Annotated in this window: 13 protein-coding genes and 1 pseudogene; 9 read left to right on the forward strand and 5 right to left on the reverse strand. The window is 68.3% G+C overall.

Annotated features, from left to right (window positions below):
• A pseudogene (locus ACE3RQ_RS08065) lies at nt 1–1183 on the reverse strand (phosphoribosylformylglycinamidine synthase); the annotation flags it as partial.
• Between the two features lie 121 nt (nt 1184–1304).
• On the opposite strand from ACE3RQ_RS08065, the gene map reads away from it, so the two are divergent.
• The 3 genes from map (at nt 1305) to ACE3RQ_RS08080 (ending at nt 6108) form a co-directional block, all read left to right on the forward strand.
• On the forward strand, nt 1305–2132 hold the full coding sequence (gene map, locus ACE3RQ_RS08070) for a type I methionyl aminopeptidase (protein WP_374521455.1): 828 nt from the start codon (nt 1305–1307) through the stop codon (nt 2130–2132).
• 3 nt (nt 2133–2135) lie between these two features.
• A complete protein-coding gene (locus ACE3RQ_RS08075) occupies nt 2136–4769 on the forward strand; it encodes a [protein-PII] uridylyltransferase (RefSeq protein ID WP_374521456.1) in 2634 nt (877 codons plus the stop codon).
• 157 nt (nt 4770–4926) lie between these two features.
• Complete coding sequence (locus ACE3RQ_RS08080) at nt 4927–6108, forward strand: multidrug effflux MFS transporter (protein ID WP_374521457.1); 1182 nt, start codon at nt 4927–4929, stop codon at nt 6106–6108.
• A 21-nt stretch (nt 6109–6129) separates the two neighbouring features.
• On the opposite strand, the gene def is transcribed toward ACE3RQ_RS08080, so the two are convergent.
• A complete protein-coding gene (gene def / locus ACE3RQ_RS08085; protein ID WP_374521458.1) occupies nt 6130–6669 on the reverse strand; it encodes a peptide deformylase in 540 nt (179 codons plus the stop codon).
• A 62-nt stretch (nt 6670–6731) separates the two neighbouring features.
• Between def and ACE3RQ_RS08090 the strand changes: the two genes are divergently transcribed.
• Nucleotides 6732–7046 (forward strand): cytochrome c, encoded by a 315-nt coding sequence (locus tag ACE3RQ_RS08090; RefSeq protein ID WP_374521459.1) that lies wholly within the window; start codon nt 6732–6734, stop codon nt 7044–7046.
• On the opposite strand, the gene ligA is transcribed toward ACE3RQ_RS08090, so the two are convergent.
• Genes ligA through smc form a run of 3 tightly spaced genes read right to left on the reverse strand, consistent with a single transcriptional unit; the run spans nt 7039 to nt 13762 of the window.
• The gene (ligA, locus tag ACE3RQ_RS08095) at nt 7039–9150 is read right to left on the reverse strand and encodes an NAD-dependent DNA ligase LigA (protein WP_374521460.1); all 2112 of its coding nucleotides are present in this window, start codon (nt 9148–9150) and stop codon (nt 7039–7041) included. The genes ACE3RQ_RS08090 and ligA overlap by 8 nt on opposite strands.
• Nucleotides 9147–10226, reverse strand: coding sequence for a cell division protein ZipA C-terminal FtsZ-binding domain-containing protein (locus tag ACE3RQ_RS08100; RefSeq protein WP_374521461.1), 1080 nt, complete (start codon nt 10224–10226; stop codon nt 9147–9149). Before ACE3RQ_RS08100 ends, ligA begins: the two co-directional genes overlap by 4 nt.
• 14 nt (nt 10227–10240) lie before the next feature.
• A complete protein-coding gene (gene smc / locus ACE3RQ_RS08105; RefSeq protein WP_374521462.1) occupies nt 10241–13762 on the reverse strand; it encodes a chromosome segregation protein SMC in 3522 nt (1173 codons plus the stop codon).
• 245 nt (nt 13763–14007) lie between these two features.
• Between smc and ACE3RQ_RS08110 the strand changes: the two genes are divergently transcribed.
• The 5 genes from ACE3RQ_RS08110 to dapE all read left to right on the forward strand — a co-directional run bounded on the left by ACE3RQ_RS08110 (nt 14008) and on the right by dapE (nt 19354).
• Complete coding sequence (locus ACE3RQ_RS08110; protein ID WP_374521463.1) at nt 14008–14805, forward strand: MHYT domain-containing protein; 798 nt, start codon at nt 14008–14010, stop codon at nt 14803–14805.
• Nucleotides 14806–14841: 36 nt separating this feature from the next.
• On the forward strand, nt 14842–16065 hold the full coding sequence (gene dapC / locus ACE3RQ_RS08115; protein WP_374521464.1) for a succinyldiaminopimelate transaminase: 1224 nt from the start codon (nt 14842–14844) through the stop codon (nt 16063–16065).
• A 55-nt stretch (nt 16066–16120) separates the two neighbouring features.
• A complete protein-coding gene (gene dapD / locus ACE3RQ_RS08120) occupies nt 16121–16945 on the forward strand; it encodes a 2,3,4,5-tetrahydropyridine-2,6-dicarboxylate N-succinyltransferase (RefSeq protein WP_374521465.1) in 825 nt (274 codons plus the stop codon).
• Between the two features lie 73 nt (nt 16946–17018).
• Entirely contained in the window at nt 17019–18182 is a 1164-nt protein-coding gene (locus tag ACE3RQ_RS08125; RefSeq protein ID WP_374521466.1) for a PilT/PilU family type 4a pilus ATPase, read from the forward strand.
• A complete protein-coding gene (gene dapE / locus ACE3RQ_RS08130) occupies nt 18182–19354 on the forward strand; it encodes a succinyl-diaminopimelate desuccinylase (protein ID WP_374521467.1) in 1173 nt (390 codons plus the stop codon). Before ACE3RQ_RS08125 ends, dapE begins: the two co-directional genes overlap by 1 nt.
• Nucleotides 19355–19358: the final 4 nt, after the last annotated feature.

Raw genomic sequence — 19358 nt, forward strand, 5'->3', positions numbered from 1 at the left:
CGAACTCGTTGTTGAACGCGGCGCCGCCCAGCGGGCCCTCGGTCATGATCTGCAGCGGGCTGGCGATGTGCTCGGGCTTGCCGCCCGGCTGGTCGCTCAGGCCGCCCCAGAGCTTGCCCACGGTGAAGCCGGTGAGGCCGGCCTTGGGCTTGGAGCCGCGGCCAGTGGCACCTTCGTCGCGAATCTCGCCGCCGGCGCCGGTGGAGGCACCCGGGAAGGGCGAGATGGCGGTGGGGTGGTTGTGGGTCTCCACCTTCATCAGCACGTGGTGGGTGGCCGGCTCGGCCTGGTAAACCGGCAGGCCCTGGCCGTCAAAGCGGGCCACGAAGCGCTGCACCGCGTGGCCTTCCATGATGGAGGCGTTATCGGAATAGGCCACCACCGTGTGCTGCGGGCTGGTCTGGTGGGTGTGGCGGATCATGCCGAACAGGCTCTTGTCTTGCAGCGCGCCGTCAATGGTGAACTGGGCGTTGAAGATCTTGTGGCGGCAGTGCTCGCTGTTGGCCTGCGCGAACATCATCAGTTCGACATCGGTGGGGTTTCGACCCAGGCCCTGGAAGGCCTTCACCAGGTAGTCGATTTCGTCGTCGGCCAGGGCCAGGCCCCAGGCGGTGTTGGCCTGCTCCAGCGCGGCGCGGCCGCCCCCCAGCACGTCCACGTGCTCCATGGGCGCGGCCTGCAATTCGGTGAACAGGGCACGGGCCTGATCGCGTTCGGTGGTGACCGATTCGGTCATGCGGTCGTGCAGCAGCGCGGCCACGGCCTGCAATTGCTCGGTGCTCAGGCTGGGCTTCTTGCCCAGCAGCCCGGTCTTCAGGTCCAGCCGGTACTCCACCAGGCGCTCCACGCGGTGCAGGGTGAGGCCGCAGTTGTGGGCAATGTCGGTGGCCTTGGAGGCCCAGGGCGACACGGTGCCCAGGCGCGGCATCACCAGCAGCGCGGGGGCGCCGTCGGCCTGCAGCTTCAGGTGCGTGTCGGTGGCGGGTTCGCCATACGTGAGCAGCTCGCCCAGGCGCTGCACGGTGGCCGCATCGGGCTCGGCGTCGAACGAGGCCAAGTGCACGAAGCGGGCGCTCAGGCCGGTGATCTTGTCGGAGATGCCCGCCAGCCGGGGCAGAAGTTGCTGGACTTTGAAGTCGCTGACAGCGTTGCCGCCGTCGAAAAAGCGCAGGTGCAGGGACACGTTGGGAGCCTGAGGTGCGTTGACCCGGGGACGGGCGGAAAAACCGGCATTTTACCCGGGGGGCCCACCCATCGGCCCTGCTGGCGGTGGGGCGTGGGGTGCGGTGGGATAATCGCGCGCCATGAGCATCACGTACAAGGACGAGGCCGGCATCGCCGGCATGCGCACCGCCTGCCGACTGGCCTCGGAGGTGCTGGATTACCTCACCCCCTTCATTCAGCCAGGCGTCACCACCCTGGAGATCGACCGCCTCGCGGCCGCGTACATGAAGCAGCAGGGCACGGTGTCGGCCACCATCGGTTACCAGCCCAATGGTTACCCCCCTTACCCCGGCCACCTGTGCACCTCGATCAACCACGTGGTGTGCCACGGCATCCCCAACGAGAAGCCGCTGAAGAAGGGCGACATCCTCAACGTGGACGTCACCGTCATCAAAGACGGCTGGTTTGGCGACAACAGCCGCATGTTCCTGATCGGTGGCGAAGCGGCCTGCTCGGTGCAGGCCCGCCGGTTGTGCCAGGTCACGTTTGAGGCCATGTGGAAGGGCATTGACATGGTGCGCCCGGGCGTGCGCCTGGGCGACATCGGCCACGCCATTCAAACCTACGCCGAGGGCAACGGCTTCTCGGTGGTGCGCGAGTTCTGCGGCCACGGCATTGGCCAGAAGTTCCACGAAGACCCGCAGGTGCTGCACTACGGTCGCCCGGGCACGCTGGAAGAGCTCAAGGTCGGCATGACCTTCACCATCGAGCCCATGATCAACGCCGGCAAGCGCGACATCAAGGAAATGGGCGACGGCTGGACCATCGTCACCCGCGACCGCTCGCTCTCGGCGCAGTGGGAGCACACGGTGCTGGTCACCCCCACCGGGTACGAAGTGCTGACCCTGTCGGCCGGCAACCTGCCGCCACCGGCCTTCGTCAAGGGCAGCCCCGTTTCCGCTGGCTGACCCATGACCGAGCTGGCGAACCTGCGGCAGCGTTACCGCGACGACAAAAACGCCCTCTTCGCCGAGCTCAGCGTCAGCGGCGCCTCCACCCGGGGCGTTCGCCGCGCCCTGCAGCGCCTGGCCCGGCTCACCGACAACACGCTGCGCGAGCTGTGGCAGCGCGCCGGCTTCGGCGCCGACTTCGCCCTGGTGGCCGTGGGCGGCTATGGCCGAGGCGAGCTGTTCCCGCACTCCGATGTGGACGTGCTGGTGCTGCTGCCTGACGGCAGCCAGCCCGATACCGACCAGGCGCTGAAGATGCGCCTGGAGCGCTTTATTGGCGACTGCTGGGACCTGGGGCTGGAGATCGGCTCCAGCGTGCGCACCATCGACGATTGCGTGGCCGAGGCCGGAAAGGACATCACCGTCCAGACCTCGCTGCTGGAGTGCCGCCTGCTGGCAGGCCAGGCCCGGCGCTTTCGCACCCTGGTTCAGCGCCTGGGTGCGGCGATGGACCCCAAGGCCTTTTTCGTGGCCAAGACGCTGGAGATGCGCCAGCGCCACCACAAGTACGAAAACACGCCCTACGCGCTTGAGCCCAACTGCAAAGAGTCGCCCGGTGGCCTGCGCGACCTGCAGATCATCCTGTGGGTGGCCAAGGCGGCCGGCCTGGGCAAAAGCTGGGACGAGCTCGCCCGCAAGGGCCTGGCCACGCCGCTGGAGGCCCGCCAGATCAAGGCCAACGAGGCCCTGCTCAGCCTGATCCGCGCCCGCTTGCACCTGCTGGCCCACCGCCGCGAAGACCGGCTGGTGTTTGACCTGCAGACCGCGGTGGCCGAGTCGTTCGGCTTCAAGGCCCAGGTGCCAGGCCCCGGCGACCAGACGGCCCGCAACACCCGCCGCGCCAGCGAGGCGCTGATGAAGCGCTACTACTGGGCCGCCAAGGCGGTGAGCCAGCTCAACCAGATCCTGCTGCTCAACATCGAAGAACGACTGGCCAGCGCCGAACCGGGCGTGCAGCGCCTGCGCCCCATCAACGAGCGCTTCTTCGACAAGGGCGGCATGCTGGAGGTGGCCAGCGATGACCTGTACCTGCGCCAGCCCCAGGCCATTCTGGAGACCTTCCACATCTACCAGACCACGCTGGGCATCAAGGGCCTGTCGGCGCGCACGCTGCGCGCCCTCTACAACGCCCGCCCGGTGATGAACGCCAAGTTCCGCGCCGACCCGGCCAACCGCGAGACCTTCCGCCGCATCGTGATGGAGCCCGAAGGCATCACCCACGCCATGCGCCTGATGAACCAGACCTCGGTGCTGGGGCGCTACCTCTGGGTGTTCCGCCACATCGTGGGCCAGATGCAGCACGACCTGTTCCACGTGTACACGGTGGACCAGCACATCCTGATGGTGCTGCGCAACGTGCGCCGCTTCTTCATCGCCGAGCACTCGCACGAGTACCCCTTCTGCTCACAACTGGCCGCGGGCTGGGACAAGCCCTGGATTCTGTACGTGGCCGCCCTGTTCCACGACATCGCCAAGGGCCGTGGCGGCGACCACTCCGAGCTCGGCGCCAAGGACGTGCGCACCTTCTGCCGCCAGCACGGCATTGATCGCGAAGACGCGCGCCTCATCGAGTTCCTGGTGAGCGAGCACCTCACCATGAGCCGCATGGCCCAGAAGGAAGACCTGAGCGACCCCGATGTGATCTCCGCCTTCGCCAAGCGAGTGGGCAACGAGCGCTACCTCACCGCGCTGTACCTGCTCACCGTGGCCGACATCCGCGGCACCAGCCCCAAGGTGTGGAACGCCTGGAAGGGCAAGCTGCTGGAAGACCTGTACCGCTACACCCTGCGCGCCCTGGGTGGCCGCGCGCCAGACCCTGGCGCCGAAGTGGAAGGCCGCAAGCGCGAAGCGCTGCAGCAACTCGCCCTGCACGCCCTGCCCCACTTGGCCCACAAGGCGCTGTGGGACACGCTGGACGTGAGCTACTTCATGCGCCACGAGGCCGATGAAATCGCCTGGCACACCCGCGTGTTGTCCAAGGAACTGGCCCGCCTGGCGCCCGGCCAGGTGCTGGACCGCAGCATCGTGCGCGCCCGCCTCTCGCCCGAGGGCGAGGGCCTGCAGGTGCTGGTGTACGCGCCCGACCAGCCCGACCTGTTCGCGCGCATCTGCGGCTACTTCGACACGTCCAACTTCAGCATCCTGGACGCCCGCGTGCACACCACGCTGGAGGGGCACGCCCTCGACACCTTCGAGGTGATCGCGCCCACCATGACCGAGCACTACCGCGAACTCATTGGCATGGTCGAGCGCCAGCTTGCCCAGACCGTGGACGAGCGCGGCCCCTTGCCGGCGCCCACCATGGGCCGCCTCTCGCGCCGGGTGAAGAGTTTTCCCATCAAGCCGCGCGTGGACCTGCGCCCCGACGAAAAGGCGCAGCGCTGGCTGCTGTCGGTCTCGGCCAGCGACCGCGCCGGCCTGCTGTACTGCATCACCCGCGTGCTGGCGCGCTACGAGATCAGCGTGCAGTTGGCCAAGATCACCACGCTGGGCGAACGGGTGGAAGACACCTTCCTCATCAGCGGCCCGCAGTTGCAGGTGAACAAGCGCCAGATCGACCTGGAAACCGACCTGCTCGACACCCTGGAGGGCTGAGGCCAAGCCTCGCCTTCGATTTTTCCCACACCCGCGCACCACCCCTTGGTGCGCGGCGGCTCAGCCCGACGCCAGGCCGCTTCCCTCCCCACGATGCATGCCCAGCGCTGATTCCCTGACCTCGCCTCAAACCCGTTTGCCTGCCCAGGCCGTCCGCATGTTGCCCGTGCTGGCCTTGCTGTCTGCCGTGGCGCCCCTGGCCACCGACCTGTATTTGCCGGCCTTCCCCGACATGGCCACCGACTTCGGTGCACCCGCCAGCCGCATTCAGCTCACGCTCACCGCCTTCCTGTTGGGCATGGCCCTGGGCCAATTGCTGGTCGGCCCACTCTCAGACGGTTGGGGCCGACGCCGCCTGCTGCTGGGCGGCACCGCGCTGTGCTTCGCCTCCACCGTGGCCTGCCTGCTGGCGCCAACGGTGGACGCCTTGATCGTGGCCCGACTGTTGCAGGGCATCAGCGGTGGGGCCGGCGTGGTGCTGGCGCGCGCCATCGTGGCCGACACGGTGCAAGGCCCGTCCATGGCCAAGATGATGGGCGCCATGATGCTGATCGGTGGCATTGCGCCCATCACCGCCCCCTTGCTGGGCAGCTTGCTGCTGCCCCTGGGCGGCTGGCGCCTGACCTTCGGCGTGCTGGCCGCCCTGGTGGGCCTGATGTTCCTGGGGGCGTGGCGCCGTGTGCCCGAAACCCTGCCGCCCGAGGGGCGCCACGGCGGCGGCATCGGCGAGTTGCTGCGCAGCAGTCGGCAAGTGTTGGGCAACCGGCGCTTCGTGGGCTACCTGGTCACCGGCTGCGGCGGCTTCGCGGCCCTCTTCGCCTACATCTCGGCCTCGCCCTTCGTGGTGCAGGGGGTGCTGGGCCTGTCGGCGCAGGCCTATGGCCTGGCGTTTGGCGCGAACGCGATGGCCCTGGTGGCCAGTGGGGCGCTGGCGGTGAAGCTGGCCGGGCGGGTGTCGCTGCGCCGTGTGCTGGCCATTGGCCTGGGCACGCTATGGACAGCCTGTGCCCTGCAAATAGCCAACCTGGTGCTGCTGCAATCGGCCGCCGCCACCCTGGCGCTCATGGGGCTGGCCATCGGCGCCCTGGGCCTGGTGTTCGGCAACAACCTGGCCCTGGCCCTGGCTGAGGTGCCACATGCCCGTGGCACCGCGTCGGCCTTCATGGGCTCGCTGCAGTTTGGTGTGGGCGCGGCGGTGTCACCCCTGGTGGGCATCGCCGGCCCTCTGGATGCGCGCCCCATGGCGCTGGTGATGCTGGCGGGCGCCAGCGTGGCGGTGTGGGCCTTCGTGCGGCTGTCGCGCGGGCCTGCCAGGGCCGCCCCGCCGCAACGGCATTGAGCGCGCCAGCCGCGCCCGGCCTCAGTCGTCGGCGCTGGCGTCGAGGCCCGGGAACAAGACCTCGGTGAAGCCGAAGCGGGTGAAGTCGCGCACCCGCATGGGGTAGAGCTTGCCCCAGAGGTGGTCGCACTCGTGCTGCACCACGCGGGCATGAAAGCCCTCGGCCTCACGGTCGATGGGCTGGCCGCGCACGTCAAACCCCTGGTAACGAATGCGCCGCCAGCGGGGCACCACGCCGCGCAAACCCGGCACGGAAAGACACCCTTCCCAGCCCTCTTCTTCCTCGTCGCCCAGCGGCGTGATGACGGGGTTGATGAGCACCGTGCGCGGCACCACGGGCGCCTCGGGGTAGCGTGGGTTGGGCTGGTCGCTGCCGAAGATCACCACCTGCAGGTCCACGCCGATCTGCGGCGCCGCCAGGCCCGCGCCGTTGGCCGCGGCCATGGTATCGAGCAGGTCTCGCACCAGGGCATGCAGCTCGGGTGTGTCAAAGCGGGTGACGGGCTGGGCGTGGCGCAGCAGGCGCGCGTCGCCCATTTTGAGTATCGGGAGAACAGCCATGGGCAAATCGGTGGGTGGGGGCTACAGTCGAAGCCACCATTGGACACCAAGCAGGAGACACCATGAACGCCCATGCCTTTTGGATTGCCGGCCTTGCCGCCCTGTCCAGCGCCCTGCCCGCCCATGCCCAACCCTTTGCTGGCGCCGACCTGGCCCTGGGCCAGCGCCTGATCACCCAGCACCGCTGCGCCGAGTGCCATGCGCAGAAGGTGGGCGGCAATGGCGATGCCATCTACCGGCGCGGCAAGGTCACCAACCCCGAGCAGTTGCGCACCATGGTGGAAATGTGCAGCACGCAACTGAACCTGCAACTCTTCCCCGAAGAGATCGAGGCCGTGGCCGCGGTGCTCAACCGCGACCACTACCGATTCAAGTGACGTCGCTTTCGCCGCCCGTGCCCAGCAAGGCCAACATCTGCGCCTCGTCGATCACGGCCACGCCCAGTTCCTGGGCCTTGTCCAGCTTGCTGCCCGCCTCTTCGCCGGCCACCACGTAGTCGGTCTTCTTGCTCACCGAGCCGGCCACCTTGGCGCCAGCGGCTTCCAGCATGGCCTTGGCCTCATCGCGCTTGAGCGTGGGAAAAGTGCCGGTGAGCACGAAGGTTTTGCCCAGCAGGGGCTGCGGCGCGCGCTCGGCCGGCTCGCCCTCGGGCCAGCTCACGCCAGCGGCGCGAAGCTGCTCCACCACCTCGCGGTTGTGCGGCTGGTCAAAGAAGGTGCGGATGCTCTGCGCCACCACCGGGCCCACGTCGTTCACCTGCAGCAGCTCGTCCACGCTGGCGTCCAGCAGGCGGTCCAGGCTGCCGAAGTGGCGGGCCAGGTCTTTGGCCGTGGCCTCGCCCACGTGGCGAATACCCAGGCCGAACAGAAAGCGCGGCAAGGTGGTGGTCTTGCTCTTGGCCAGCGCGTCCAGCACGTTCTGGGCGGACTTGTCGGCCATGCGCTCCAGGCTGGCCAGGGCCGTGAAGCCGAGCTTGTAGAGGTCGGGCAAGGTATTCACCACGCCCGCGTCCACCAGTTGCTCCACCAGCTTGTCGCCCAGGCCTTCGATGTCCACCGCGCGGCGCTGCGCGTAGTGCAGGATGGCCTGCTTGCGCTGCGCGGCGCAGAACAAGCCCCCGGTGCAGCGGTAATCGACCTCGCCCTCTTCGCGCACGGCGGCGCTGCCGCACACCGGGCACTCGTGGGGCATGGTGAACACGGGCGGTTCGCCTTCGCGCTTGTCCAGCAGCACCGACACGACCTCGGGAATCACGTCGCCCGCGCGGCGCACGATCACCGTGTCGCCCACGCGCACGTCCTTGCGCCTGGCTTCATCTTCGTTGTGCAGCGTGGCGTTGGTCACCGTCACCCCGCCCACGAACACGGGCGCGAGCTTGGCCACGGGCGTGAGCTTGCCGGTGCGGCCCACCTGCACGTCAATGGCCAGCACGGTGGTGAGCTGCTCTTGCGCCGGGTACTTGTGCGCCACCGCCCAGCGCGGCTCGCGGGTGACAAAACCCAGTTGCTGCTGCAACGCCAGCGAGTTCACTTTGTAGACCACGCCGTCGATGTCGTACGGCAGCTGGTCGCGCTGCGCGCCAATGCGCTGGTGGAAGGCCACCAGCTCGTCGGCCCCTCGGCACACGGCCGTCTGCTCGGCCACCGGGAAGCCCCAGGCCTTCAGGCGCATGAGCCAGCCAAACTGGGTGTCGGGCGCACGCTGGTCGCCCACCACCTCGCCCAGGCCATAGGCAAAAAAGCTCAAGGGCCGCTGGGCGGCGATGCCCGAGTCGAGCTGGCGCACCGCGCCAGCCGCGGCGTTGCGCGGGTTGACGAAGGTCTTTTCGCCCTTGGCACCGGCGGCGATCTTCTGGCGCTGGCGCTCGTTCAGGGCCTCAAAGTCGTCGCGGCGCATGTAAACCTCGCCGCGCACCTCCAGCACCGCGGGCACCGGGTCGCCCGCCGTGGCGGCCGCGCCGTCGATGCGCAGCGGAATCTGGCCGATGGTGCGGACGTTGTGCGTCACGTCCTCGCCGCTCTCGCCGTCGCCGCGCGTGGCGGCTTGCACCAGCACGCCGCGCTCGTAGCGCAGGCTCATGGCCAGGCCGTCAAACTTCAGCTCGGCCACGTACTCCACCGGGCCATCGCCCTCGGCCAGGCCCAGTTCGCGGCGGATGCGGCCGTCGAACGCGGCAGCGCCCGTGGCCTCGGTATCGGTTTCGGTGCGGATGCTGAGCATGGGCACCGCATGGCGCACCGAGGGCAAAGACTTGAGCACCGCCCCGCCCACGCGCTGGGTGGGCGAGTCGGGCGTCAACAGCTCGGGGTGAGCGGCCTCGATGGCCTGCAACTCGCGAAACAGCCGGTCGTACTCGGCATCGGGAATCTCGGGCGCGTCCAGCGTGTAGTACAGGTGCGCGTGGTGGTGAAGCTGCGCGCGCAGCTCGGCCGCGCGCTGGGCCGGCGAAGGCTCGTCGGCGAACAAGTCCGGGTGGGTCATGAAAACAGTCGTCGGGCCTGGGCCGAGCCGGCCGAGAGGTCGCGTGCGTCCAGCGCGTCGTAAAGGCTTTCGAGGTCGGCGCCGATCTGGTCCATCACGTCGCGCGACAGGGGCTGGCCGGCGTCATCGGTGATCACGCCGTCCATGGCCTCGGCCAGGGCCTGGGCCACCTGGCGCATTTGCACGAAGGGCTGCTCGCTGCGCGGCACGTGGGTCACCTCAAGCGACAGCGCCAGCTCGCGCAAGGCGCTTTGTTCGGGGTCGTCGGCCATGGCGGCCTGCGGGTCAAAGGCCAGGCTCAGGATGGGCGCCTGTCCCGCCTCGCTGCCCGGCAGCACCATGCGCCCCGGCAAGGCGCCAGCCACGAAGCCGAGCTTGGCCGCGTGCTGGGCCACGTAGCCGGGGCTCCAGGCCGCGCGGCGGGCTCGCAGGGTGAAGCCGAGCTGGGCGTCGTGGCCGCTGGCGAAGGCGTCCAGCTCGCGTGCCCGCGACACCTCGGCGCGCATGTCGGGGAAATCGGGCGCGGCGCCGATGGCATCGGCGAAGGCCTGGGTCTTGACCACGTATTCCGAGAACTCGATGTCGTTGAGCGCGCCCGAGCGGTTGGCCAATTGCACCCCAGCCTGCAGGGCGCGGTAACGCTGGCCAGCGCGGGGGGCCTCCCAGTCGCCAGTGGTTTCGTTCTGTCCTTCCACCGCGAAGGGCTTGCTGCCCACGCGACGCGTGGCCGGCAGGGCCGCCAGCACGGCGTCGCCCGACACCTCGGCCTCCAGCGCCAGCGGGGCGATGACGTCGATCAGCGCGTCCAGCCCGGGGCGCTTTTCCGGCGCACTGACCATGGCACCCAGCGTGGGCTCGGCCTCTGGCTTGGTGGCGGCGGGCATGTCACCCAGCACGGGTTCGATGCGATCGTCTGCGTCTGTCGCGGCAACGGGCGCTTCGGGTTCAGCGGCTTCCACCTGCCGCTCACGGGCGGTGCGCGGTGCGCTCTGGCGGGTGACCCAGGCGTTGTAGGCCACCACGGCCGCGAGCACGAGGCCACCAAGAATCGCAAGTCCGAGTTGAAGGTTGCTCATGGGAAAGAGGGGGTTCAGGTGGGTTCGAGCATGCCGGCGGCCGATTCCATGTCCACCGCCACGATGCGCGACACGCCCTGCTCTTGCATGGTCACGCCGATGAGCTGCTGCGCCATTTCCATGGCGATCTTGTTGTGGCTGATGAACAGGAACTGCGTCTCGCCCGACATGGCGCTGACCAGCTTGGCGTAGCGTTCGGTGTTGGCGTCGTCCAGCGGCGCGTCCACCTCGTCCAGCAGGCAGAAAGGCGCCGGGTTGAGCTGGAAGATGGCGAACACCAGCGCGATGGCGGTCAGCGCCTTCTCGCCGCCCGACAGCAGGTGAATGGTCTGGTTCTTCTTGCCCGGCGGCTGGGCCATGACTTGCACCCCGGCGTCCAGGATTTCCTCGCCCGTCATCACCAGGCGCGCGTTGCCGCCGCCAAACAGCTCGGGGAACATGCGGCCAAAGTGGCCATTGACGGTCTCGAAGGTGCTGCCCAGCAGTTCGCGGGTTTCGTTGTCGATCTTCTTGATCGCGTCTTCGAGCGTGGTCATGGCCTCGACCAGGTCGGCCGACTGCGAATCGAGGAAGGTCTTGCGCTCGCGCGCGGCGGTGAGCTCGTCCAGCGCGGCCAGGTTCACCGCGCCCAGGGCCTGGATGTCGCGGTGCAGGCGGTCGATCTCACCTTGCAGGCCGGTCAGGCGCACATTGCCTTCCACGATGCTTTGCGACACGGCGGCCAGGTCGGCCTGGGCCTCGGCCAGCATCTGGCTGTATTGCTCCACTCCCAGGCGAGCGGCCTGTTCTTTCAGCTGGAACTCGGTGATGCGGCTGCGCAGCGGGTCAAGTTCGCGCTCCAGCTTGAGGCGGTGCTCGTCGCTGGCGCGCAGCTTCTGGGTGAGGTCGTCGTACTGGCTGCGCAGGGCACCCAGTTCGCGCTCGCGCTCGGCCTTGGTGTCCAGCGCTTGCTGCAAGCCGCCTTGGGCGGCGGCGTCGCTCAGGCGGGCCATCTCGTCGCGGGCGCGCTGCTGTTCTTCGATCAGGGCTTTTTCCTGGCTGCCGGCGGTCTCCAGCGCGCGCTGCAGTTCGCCGCGCCGGGCTTGCAGGCTGCGCAGGGCAAAGGCGGCCTCTTGCGCGTTGCGCTCCAGGGTGCGTTGCTGCTCACGGGCCTGGGCCAGGCGGCGCTCGCCCTCGATCACCTTGTCGTCGAGTTGGGCGTGCCGCTCCTGGCTGTCGGCCAGTTGCATGTCGAGCTCTTCAAAGCGGGCCTCGGCGGTCACGCGGCGCTCCTGCAGCTCATCGAGCTGGGCGTCCACCTCGGCCAGGTCGCCTTCGATCTGCTGGCTGCGGGCGCGGGTTTGCTCGGCCTGTTGCAGCAGGCGCAGGGCCTCCACCTGCAGTTCGTGGGCGCGGCCCTGGGCCTCGGCCGATTCGCGCCGCGCGGCCACCAGGCGCTGCGAGGCGTCGGCATAGGCGGCCTCGGCCCGCACCAGCGCGGCCCGGGCCTGCTCGGCCAGCAGCACCTGAGCCTTCAAGGCCTTGTCGAGGTTTTCGATTTCCTGGGCCCGCGCCAGCAGGCCCGACTGTTCGCTGTCGGGTGCGTAGAAGCTCACGCTGTGGGCCGACACCGCATGGCCCGAGGGCACGTACACGGTCTGGCCGGGCTGCAGGTGTTCGCGCTGGGCCAGGGCTTCTTCCAGCGTGGCGGCGGTGAAGGCGCCGTGCAGCCAGTCATTGAGCAGGGCCTGCAGGCCGGCGTCGTTCAGGCACAGCCAGGCCGCCAGCGGCTTGAGGCCTGCCGGGGCCGAGGGCACGCCAGCACCCGCTGCCGTGGGGGTGTAGAAGGCCAGCTTGGCCGGCGGCGCGTCGTTGGCGAAGGCCTTGACCATCTCCAGGCGAGACACCGACAGCGCGCTCAGGCGCTCGCGCAGCGCGGCCTCCAGGGCGTTTTCCCAGCCGGGCTCCACGTGCAGGCGGCTCCAGAGGCCTTGCAGGCCGTCCAAGCCGTGCTTGGTGAGCCAGGGCTTGAGCTTGCCGTCGGTGCGCACTTTGTCTTGCAGGGCCTTGAGGGCCTCCAGGCGGGCGCTCAGGTCGGCCTGACGGGCCGACTCGGCGTTCACCGCCTGCTGCGCGGCGCGACGATCGTCGTCGAGCTGGGGCACGGTGTCTTGCAGCTCTTGCAAGCGCGCGGCCAGCATCTCGGCCTGCTCTTGCGCCTGGGCGAGCTGGTCTTGGGCCTGCTGCACACGGGCCTCGTCGGGCGCGGCCAGCGCGTTGCGGTCGTTCACCAGGCGCTCGCGGCGCTGGTTGAGCGCGCGGCTCTGCTCGTCCAGGCTGCGCTGCTCGGCGGCCAGCACCTGAATCTGCTGCTGCACCTGACCCACGCTGGCGCGCTGTTCGTTGGCGCGGGCCTGGGCCGCGCGCAGGGCATCTTCCAGGGCGGGCAAGGCACCGGCCTGCTCTTCGCCCTGGGCGGCCAGCACTTCAGACTGCTCTTCGGCGCCCACCAGTTGCTCGGCCAACTGCTCCAGCTCGGCTTCGGCGTCCTGGCTGCGCGTGGCCCAGGAGGCGATTTGTTCCTGCAACTGCTTCAGGCGCAGTTCGACGCGCTGGCGGCCTTCCACCACAAAGCGGATCTCGGCTTCGAGCTTGCCCACTTCGGCGCTGGCCTCGTACAGCCGGCCTTGGGCCTGGTTCACCTGGTCACCAGCGGCGTAGTGGGCCTGGCGGATGGTTTCCAGCTCGGCCTCGACACGGCGCAGGTCGGCGGTGCGCGATTCCAGGTCGTTCACGGCCTGGGCGGCGTCTTTCTGGACGCGGGCCTGGTCGTTCTCGGCTTCGCTGCGCTTGAGGAACCAGAGCTGCTGCTGCTTGAGCGTGGCGCTGGCGTTGAGCGCGTGGTACTGCGCCGCCACCTCGGCCTGTTTCTCCAGCTTTTCCAGGTTGGCGTTGAGCTCGCGCAGGATGTCTTCCACCCGGGTCAGGTTCTCGCGCGTGTCGTTCAGCCGGTTGGCTGTCTCGCGGCGGCGCTCTTTGTACTTGGAGACACCCGCGGCCTCTTCGAGGAACAGGCGCAGCTCTTCGGGCTTGCTCTCGATGATGCGGCTGATCGTGCCCTGGCCGATGATGGCGTAGGCGCGCGGGCCCAGGCCGGTGCCCAGGAACACGTCCTGCACGTCGCGGCGGCGCACCGGCTGGTTGTTGATGTAGTAGCTGCTGTTGCCGTCGCGCGTGAGCACGCGCTTGACGGCGATCTCGGTGAACTGGCCCCACTGGCCACCAGCGCGGTGGTCGCTGTTGTCAAACACCAGCTCCACGCTGGCGCGGCTGGCCGGCTTGCGGGTGTTGGTGCCGTTGAAGATCACGTCCTGCATGGACTCGCCACGCAGCTCTGAGGCCTTGGACTCGCCCAGCACCCAGCGCACGGCGTCCATGATGTTGGACTTGCCGCAGCCGTTGGGGCCCACCACGCCCACCAGCTGGCCGGGGAGCATGAAGTTGGTCGGTTCGGCGAAGGACTTGAAGCCTGAGAGCTTGATCGAGTTGAGACGCACGGCAGGTCCGGTGGCGACGGTCGTAGGGCGCTGCGCCTGGGCGCACGCGGCCGGAAATCATAACTGGCGGGTCAAACCCCCCAGGGAATGCCAAGCAGCGTGACAAATTTCATCGGAACGGCCAATGCATTGCGGTTTCGCCCCTGCCCGAGGGACCTCATGGCCCCATTTCAATCTAGATAGGACACAATTGAACTGCACGTTATCTTTTGATACCACTTAGTTCACAAAACAACTCTTTCAACATGAACACCCCCGTCAACACCCAATTCGACCTGGCACTGGTCGCCCTCTCCTTCCTGTTCTCCGTGGTGGGCTCATTCGTGGCCCTCACCGCGGCGAACCGCGTGAAAGACGCCAACGGTCGCATCAGCCGCGCCAATCTGCTGGCCGTGGGTTTGGGCCTGGGGGGCGTGGGCGTCTGGTCCATGCACTTCATCGGCATGCTGGCACTGCGCATGGACGTGGGCAGCAGCTACGCCATGACCGAAACCTTCGTGTCCCTGGGGGTTGTGGTGATCGCCGCCATGCTGGCGGTTCGCTACGCCGCCGCCAACCCCAACAGCCTGCCCCGCCTGTCCCTGGCCGGCACCGGCCTGGGCGCGGGCGTGGTGGTGATGCACTACCTGGGCATGTTCGGCTTGAAGATTTATGGCTACATCACCTGGAACACGCTGCTGGTGGCTGCCTCGGTGCTGATCGCGGTGGTGGCCTCCACCGTGGCCTTGTGGCTGGCCTTCAACACCCCCAACCTGGCGCGCCGAGTGCAGGCGTCGGTGGCCATGGGCGTGGCGGTGTGCGCCATGCACTACACCGGCATGGCGGGCGCCGAGTTCGTGTGCACCACCGATGCCCGGGCGGCCATTCCTCAGGGCGCCGACTTCATCAGCGCCTTCGAGTTGCCCATGCTCGTCATCGTGGCCACGGTGTTGATGGTGCTGATGCTGGCCCTCGACCAGGGCATGCAATACCTCATGGCACGCCGGCCGAAGGCCCAGGCAAGCCCCCTCGTCGCGCGAGGCGCGGTCTCACGCCGGGGCTGAGCGCCCAATGGGGTTCAAGCCCGATAATCGCGGGCCATGAACCCCAAGTTGAACCTGCTGCAGCCCTACCCCTTCGAGCGGCTGCGTCGTCTCTTTGCTGACGTCACCCCCAACCCGGCCCTGCGCCCCATCAGCCTGGGCATCGGCGAGCCCAAGCACGCAGCCCCCGATTTCCTCAAGCGCGCGCTGGCCGACGCACTGGGCAGCGGCCTGTCCAACTACCCCGCCACCGCCGGCGAGCCGGCTTTGCGCGAGGCCTGCGCGGCCTGGGTGCAGCGGCGCTACGGCATCGCCCTGAACCCGGTCACCCAGGTGCTGCCGGTGAATGGCTCGCGCGAAGCGCTGTTTGCCTTCGCCCAGACCGTGATCGACTCCACCAAGCCCGGTGCCACGGTGGTCATGCCCAACCCCTTCTACCAAATCTACGAAGGCGCGGCCCTGCTGGCCGGCGCCACGCCGCACTTCGTGCCCAGCAACCCGGCGCGCAATTTCGCCGCCGACTGGGACAGCGTGCCCGACGAGGTGTGGGCGCGCACCCAGCTCATTTACGTGTGCTCGCCTGGCAACCCGGCCGGCGCGGTGATGCCGCTGGACGAATGGCGGCGCCTGTTCGAGCTGAGCGACCGCCACGGCTTCGTGATCGCGTCTGACGAGTGCTACAGCGAGATCTACTTCCGCGACGAGCCGCCCCTGGGCGGCCTGGAAGCCGCCCAGCGCCTGGGCCGCACCGATTTCAAGAACCTCATCAGCTTCACCAGCCTGTCCAAGCGCAGCAACGTGCCGGGCCTGCGCAGCGGCTTCGTGGCGGGTGACGCGGCGCTGATCAAGCCCTTCTTGCTCTACCGCACCTACCACGGCGGGGCCATGAGCCCGGTGGTGCAGGCCGCCAGCGTGGCCGCCTGGGGCGACGAACACCACGTGATCGACAACCGCCGCCAATATCGCGAAAAGTTCGCCCAGGTCACGCCCCTGCTTGCCCGGGCCCTTGACGTGGCCCTGCCCGATGCGTCTTTCTATTTGTGGGCCGGCGTGCCCGAGCGCTTTGCCCAGGCAGTGCCGGGCCTCAGCGCCGACGAGGCCTTCGCCCGCGAACTGCTCGCTCAATACAATGTCACGGTTCTGCCGGGCAGCTACCTCGCGCGCACCGTGAATGGCCACAACCCCGGCGCCGGCCGCGTGCGGCTGGCACTGGTGGCCGAGGTGGACGAATGCCTGGAAGCCGCGCAACGCATCGTGGCCTTCACCGAAGCCACCGCCTGAGTCGCCCGTCTCCCAATCTCCCGAATCTCTCGTTTCCCCTAACCTTCAAGCACCCATGAGCCAACAACTCCAGACCCTGATCGACAACGCCTGGGAAAACCGCGCCCAGCTCTCCCCCGCCGCCGCTCCCAAGGAAGTGGTGGACGCCGTGGAGCACGTGATCGCCGAACTCAACAACGGCAAGCTGCGCGTGGCCACCCGTGAGGGCGTGGGCCAATGGACGGTGCACCAGTGGATCAAGAAGGCCGTGCTGCTGTCCTTCCGCCTGAAAGACAACGAGATCGTGCGCGCCGGTGACCTGGGCTTCTACGACAAGGTGCAGACCAAGTTCGCCCACCTCAGCCCCGAGGAAATGAAAGCCACCGGCGTGCGCGTGGTGCCGCCGGCCGTGGCCCGCCGCGGCAGCTACATTGCCAAGGGCGCCATCCTGATGCCCAGCTACGTGAACATCGGCGCCTACGTGGACGAAGGCACCATGGTCGACACCTGGGCCACCGTGGGCAGCTGCGCCCAAGTGGGCAAGAACGTGCACCTCTCTGGTGGCGTGGGCCTGGGTGGCGTGCTGGAACCCCTGCAAGCCAACCCCACCATCATTGAAGACAACTGCTTCATCGGCGCGCGTTCTGAAATCGTGGAAGGCGTGATCGTTGAAGAAAACTCGGTGATCTCCATGGGCGTGTACATCGGCCAGAGCACCCCCATCTACGACCGCGCCACTGGCGAAGTGAGCTATGGCCGCGTGCCATCCGGTTCGGTGGTGATCAGCGGCAGCCTGCCCAAGGACGGCGGCAAGTACAGCCTGTACGCGGCCGTCATCGTCAAACGCGTGGACGCCCAGACCCGTGCCAAGACCAGCCTGAACGACCTGCTGCGCCCCTGATCGGCGCCACCGCTGGCCACCCCACCTCGGTGGCCAGCGCCCCCATCGACACCCAACAGCGTAGGAACCCGGCATGAGCAGTGGAACGATGGAGCGCATCCTTCGCCTGATGGCCGACAAAAAGGCCTCGGACGTCTACCTGACGGCCAATGCGCCGGCCATGATCAAGATCAACGGCCACACCATCCCCATCAACAGCCAGGTGCTGCCCAGCGAAGCGCCGCGCCACCTGCTCGCCGAGATCGTGCCCGCCACCCGCATGGAAGAGCTGCTGGAAACGGGCGAGTTGAACACGGCGGTGCTCATCGAAGGCGTGGGCAATTTCCGGGTCAGCGCGTTTCGCCAGCGCTCCAGCTACGCGGTCGTCATCCGTTTCGTGCCGGGCGAAATCCCGGCGCTGGAAACGCTGAACGTGGCCCCCATCCTGGCCGAGCTGGTCATGGAGAAGCGTGGCCTCATCCTGATGGTGGGCTCCACCGGCGCCGGCAAGAGCACCACGCTGGCGGCCATGCTGGACCACCGCAATGCCCACGCCAGCGGCCACATCCTCACCATTGAAGACCCGATCGAGTACACCTACCGCAACAAGAAGTCGGTGGTGAACCAGCGCGAGATCGGGCCGGACACGGCGTCGCTGCAGATCGCGCTGAAGAACGCGCTGCGCCAGGCACCCGACGTGATCTTGATTGGTGAAATCCGCGACCGCGAAACCATGTCGGCGGCCATCGCCTACGCCCAATCGGGCCATCTGTGCCTGGCCACCCTGCACGCCAACAACAGCTACCAGGCGCTCAACCGCATCCTGAGCTTCTACCCGGTGGAGGTACGCCCCACCATGCTGGGCGACCTGGCCGCAGCGCTGCGCGCCATCGTCTCGCAGCGGCTGCTGCGCACCGAGACCGGCTCGCGTGTGCCGGCCATGGAAATCATGCTCAACACCGCCCTGGTGTCCGACCTGATTCAGAAGGCCGATTTCTCTGGCGTGCGCGAGGCCATGGAGAAATCACTGGCCGAGGGCTCACAAACCTTCGAGCAAGACCTGGCCCGGCTGGTGCACGACGGGCTGGTCAGCCGCAACGAAGCCCTCGCCCACGCCGACTCGCCCAACAACCTGCTCTGGCGCCTGCAAAACGACTTCCAGGCCAGCCGCGCCAGCCCGCTGGAGGCCCTGGCAGACGACGCCAGTGACCCCGACGGCGCCTCTTTCACCGAGTTCACCCTCGACGTCAAATTCTGATGACCGACACCCTGCGCCTGACCGAGGCCCTGATTGCACGCCCCTCCATCACCCCGCGCGACGAGGGTTGCCTGGACCTGATCGCCGACCGCCTGAGCCGCATCGGCTTTCGCTGCGAGCGCGTGGACAGCGGCCCCGACGATTTCCGCGTCAGCAACCTCTGGGCCCGCCTGGGCCAAGGCCAGCAACCCACCCTGGTGTTCGCCGGTCACACCGACGTGGTGCCCACCGGCCCGGCCAGCGCCTGGGCCAGTGACCCCTTCGTGCCCACCCACCGCGACGGAAAACTCTTTGGCCGTGGCGCCAGTGACATGAAGGCCTCCCTGGCCGCCATGGTGGTGGCCTGCGAAGAGTTCGTGGCCGCACACCCCCAGCCCGCCATCGACATCGCCTTCTTGCTCACCAGCGACGAAGAAGGCCCCGCCGTGGACGGCACGGTGGTGGTGTGCGAAACGCTCAAGGCGCGTGGCGAACGGCTGGACTGGTGCATCGTGGGCGAGCCCACGTCGGTTCAACGCACCGGCGACATGATCAAAAACGGCCGCCGCGGCACCCTCAGCGGCAAGCTCACCGTCAAGGGCGTGCAAGGCCACATCGCCTACCCGCACCTCGCGCGCAACCCCATCCACATGGCCGCCCCCGCGCTGGCCGAGTTGGTCGCCACCACCTGGGACGAAGGCAACGCCTTCTTCCCACCCACCAGCTGGCAGATCAGCAACATCCACGGCGGCACCGGCGCCAGCAACGTGATCCCGGGCACCGTGGTCATCGACTTCAACTTCCGTTTCTGCACCGAAAGCACGCCCGAAGCCCTGCAACAGCGCCTGGAAGCCACGCTGCAGCGCCACGGCCTGCAGCCCGGCGCCGACTACGACCTCGCCTGGACCCTGGGTGGGCGCCCATTCCTCACCACGCCCGGCACCCTGGTGGACGCCGTGCGCGAGGCCATCCGCGCGGAAACCGGCATCGACACCGAGCTCTCCACCACGGGCGGCACCAGTGACGGGCGCTTCATCGCCGGCGTCTGCCCGCAAGTCATCGAACTGGGCCCACCCAACGCCACCATCCACAAGGTCGACGAGCACGTGGCCGTAGCCGACATCGAACCCCTGAAAAACATCTACCGCCGCACCCTGGAGCGGCTTGCCGCGACGGCCTCCACCGGCGCCTGACACC

The sequence above is a fragment of the Hydrogenophaga sp. genome, from assembly GCF_041913525.1.
Taxonomy (GTDB): domain Bacteria; phylum Pseudomonadota; class Gammaproteobacteria; order Burkholderiales; family Burkholderiaceae_C; genus Hydrogenophaga.

What these genes read in the sequence shown, in the direction of transcription:
- map (WP_374521455.1), top strand. Translation starts at nt 1,305, where the DNA reads ATGAGCATCACGTACAAGGACGAGGCCGGCATCGCCGGCATGCGCACC.
- ACE3RQ_RS08075 (WP_374521456.1), top strand. Translation starts at nt 2,136, where the DNA reads ATGACCGAGCTGGCGAACCTGCGGCAGCGTTACCGCGACGACAAAAAC.
- ACE3RQ_RS08080 (WP_374521457.1), top strand. Translation starts at nt 4,927, where the DNA reads ATGTTGCCCGTGCTGGCCTTGCTGTCTGCCGTGGCGCCCCTGGCCACC.
- def (WP_374521458.1), bottom strand. Translation starts at nt 6,669, where the DNA reads ATGGCTGTTCTCCCGATACTCAAAATGGGCGACGCGCGCCTGCTGCGC.
- ACE3RQ_RS08090 (WP_374521459.1), top strand. Translation starts at nt 6,732, where the DNA reads ATGAACGCCCATGCCTTTTGGATTGCCGGCCTTGCCGCCCTGTCCAGC.
- ligA (WP_374521460.1), bottom strand. Translation starts at nt 9,150, where the DNA reads ATGACCCACCCGGACTTGTTCGCCGACGAGCCTTCGCCGGCCCAGCGC.
- ACE3RQ_RS08100 (WP_374521461.1), bottom strand. Translation starts at nt 10,226, where the DNA reads ATGAGCAACCTTCAACTCGGACTTGCGATTCTTGGTGGCCTCGTGCTC.
- ACE3RQ_RS08110 (WP_374521463.1), top strand. Translation starts at nt 14,008, where the DNA reads ATGAACACCCCCGTCAACACCCAATTCGACCTGGCACTGGTCGCCCTC.
- dapC (WP_374521464.1), top strand. Translation starts at nt 14,842, where the DNA reads ATGAACCCCAAGTTGAACCTGCTGCAGCCCTACCCCTTCGAGCGGCTG.
- dapD (WP_374521465.1), top strand. Translation starts at nt 16,121, where the DNA reads ATGAGCCAACAACTCCAGACCCTGATCGACAACGCCTGGGAAAACCGC.
- ACE3RQ_RS08125 (WP_374521466.1), top strand. Translation starts at nt 17,019, where the DNA reads ATGAGCAGTGGAACGATGGAGCGCATCCTTCGCCTGATGGCCGACAAA.
- dapE (WP_374521467.1), top strand. Translation starts at nt 18,182, where the DNA reads ATGACCGACACCCTGCGCCTGACCGAGGCCCTGATTGCACGCCCCTCC.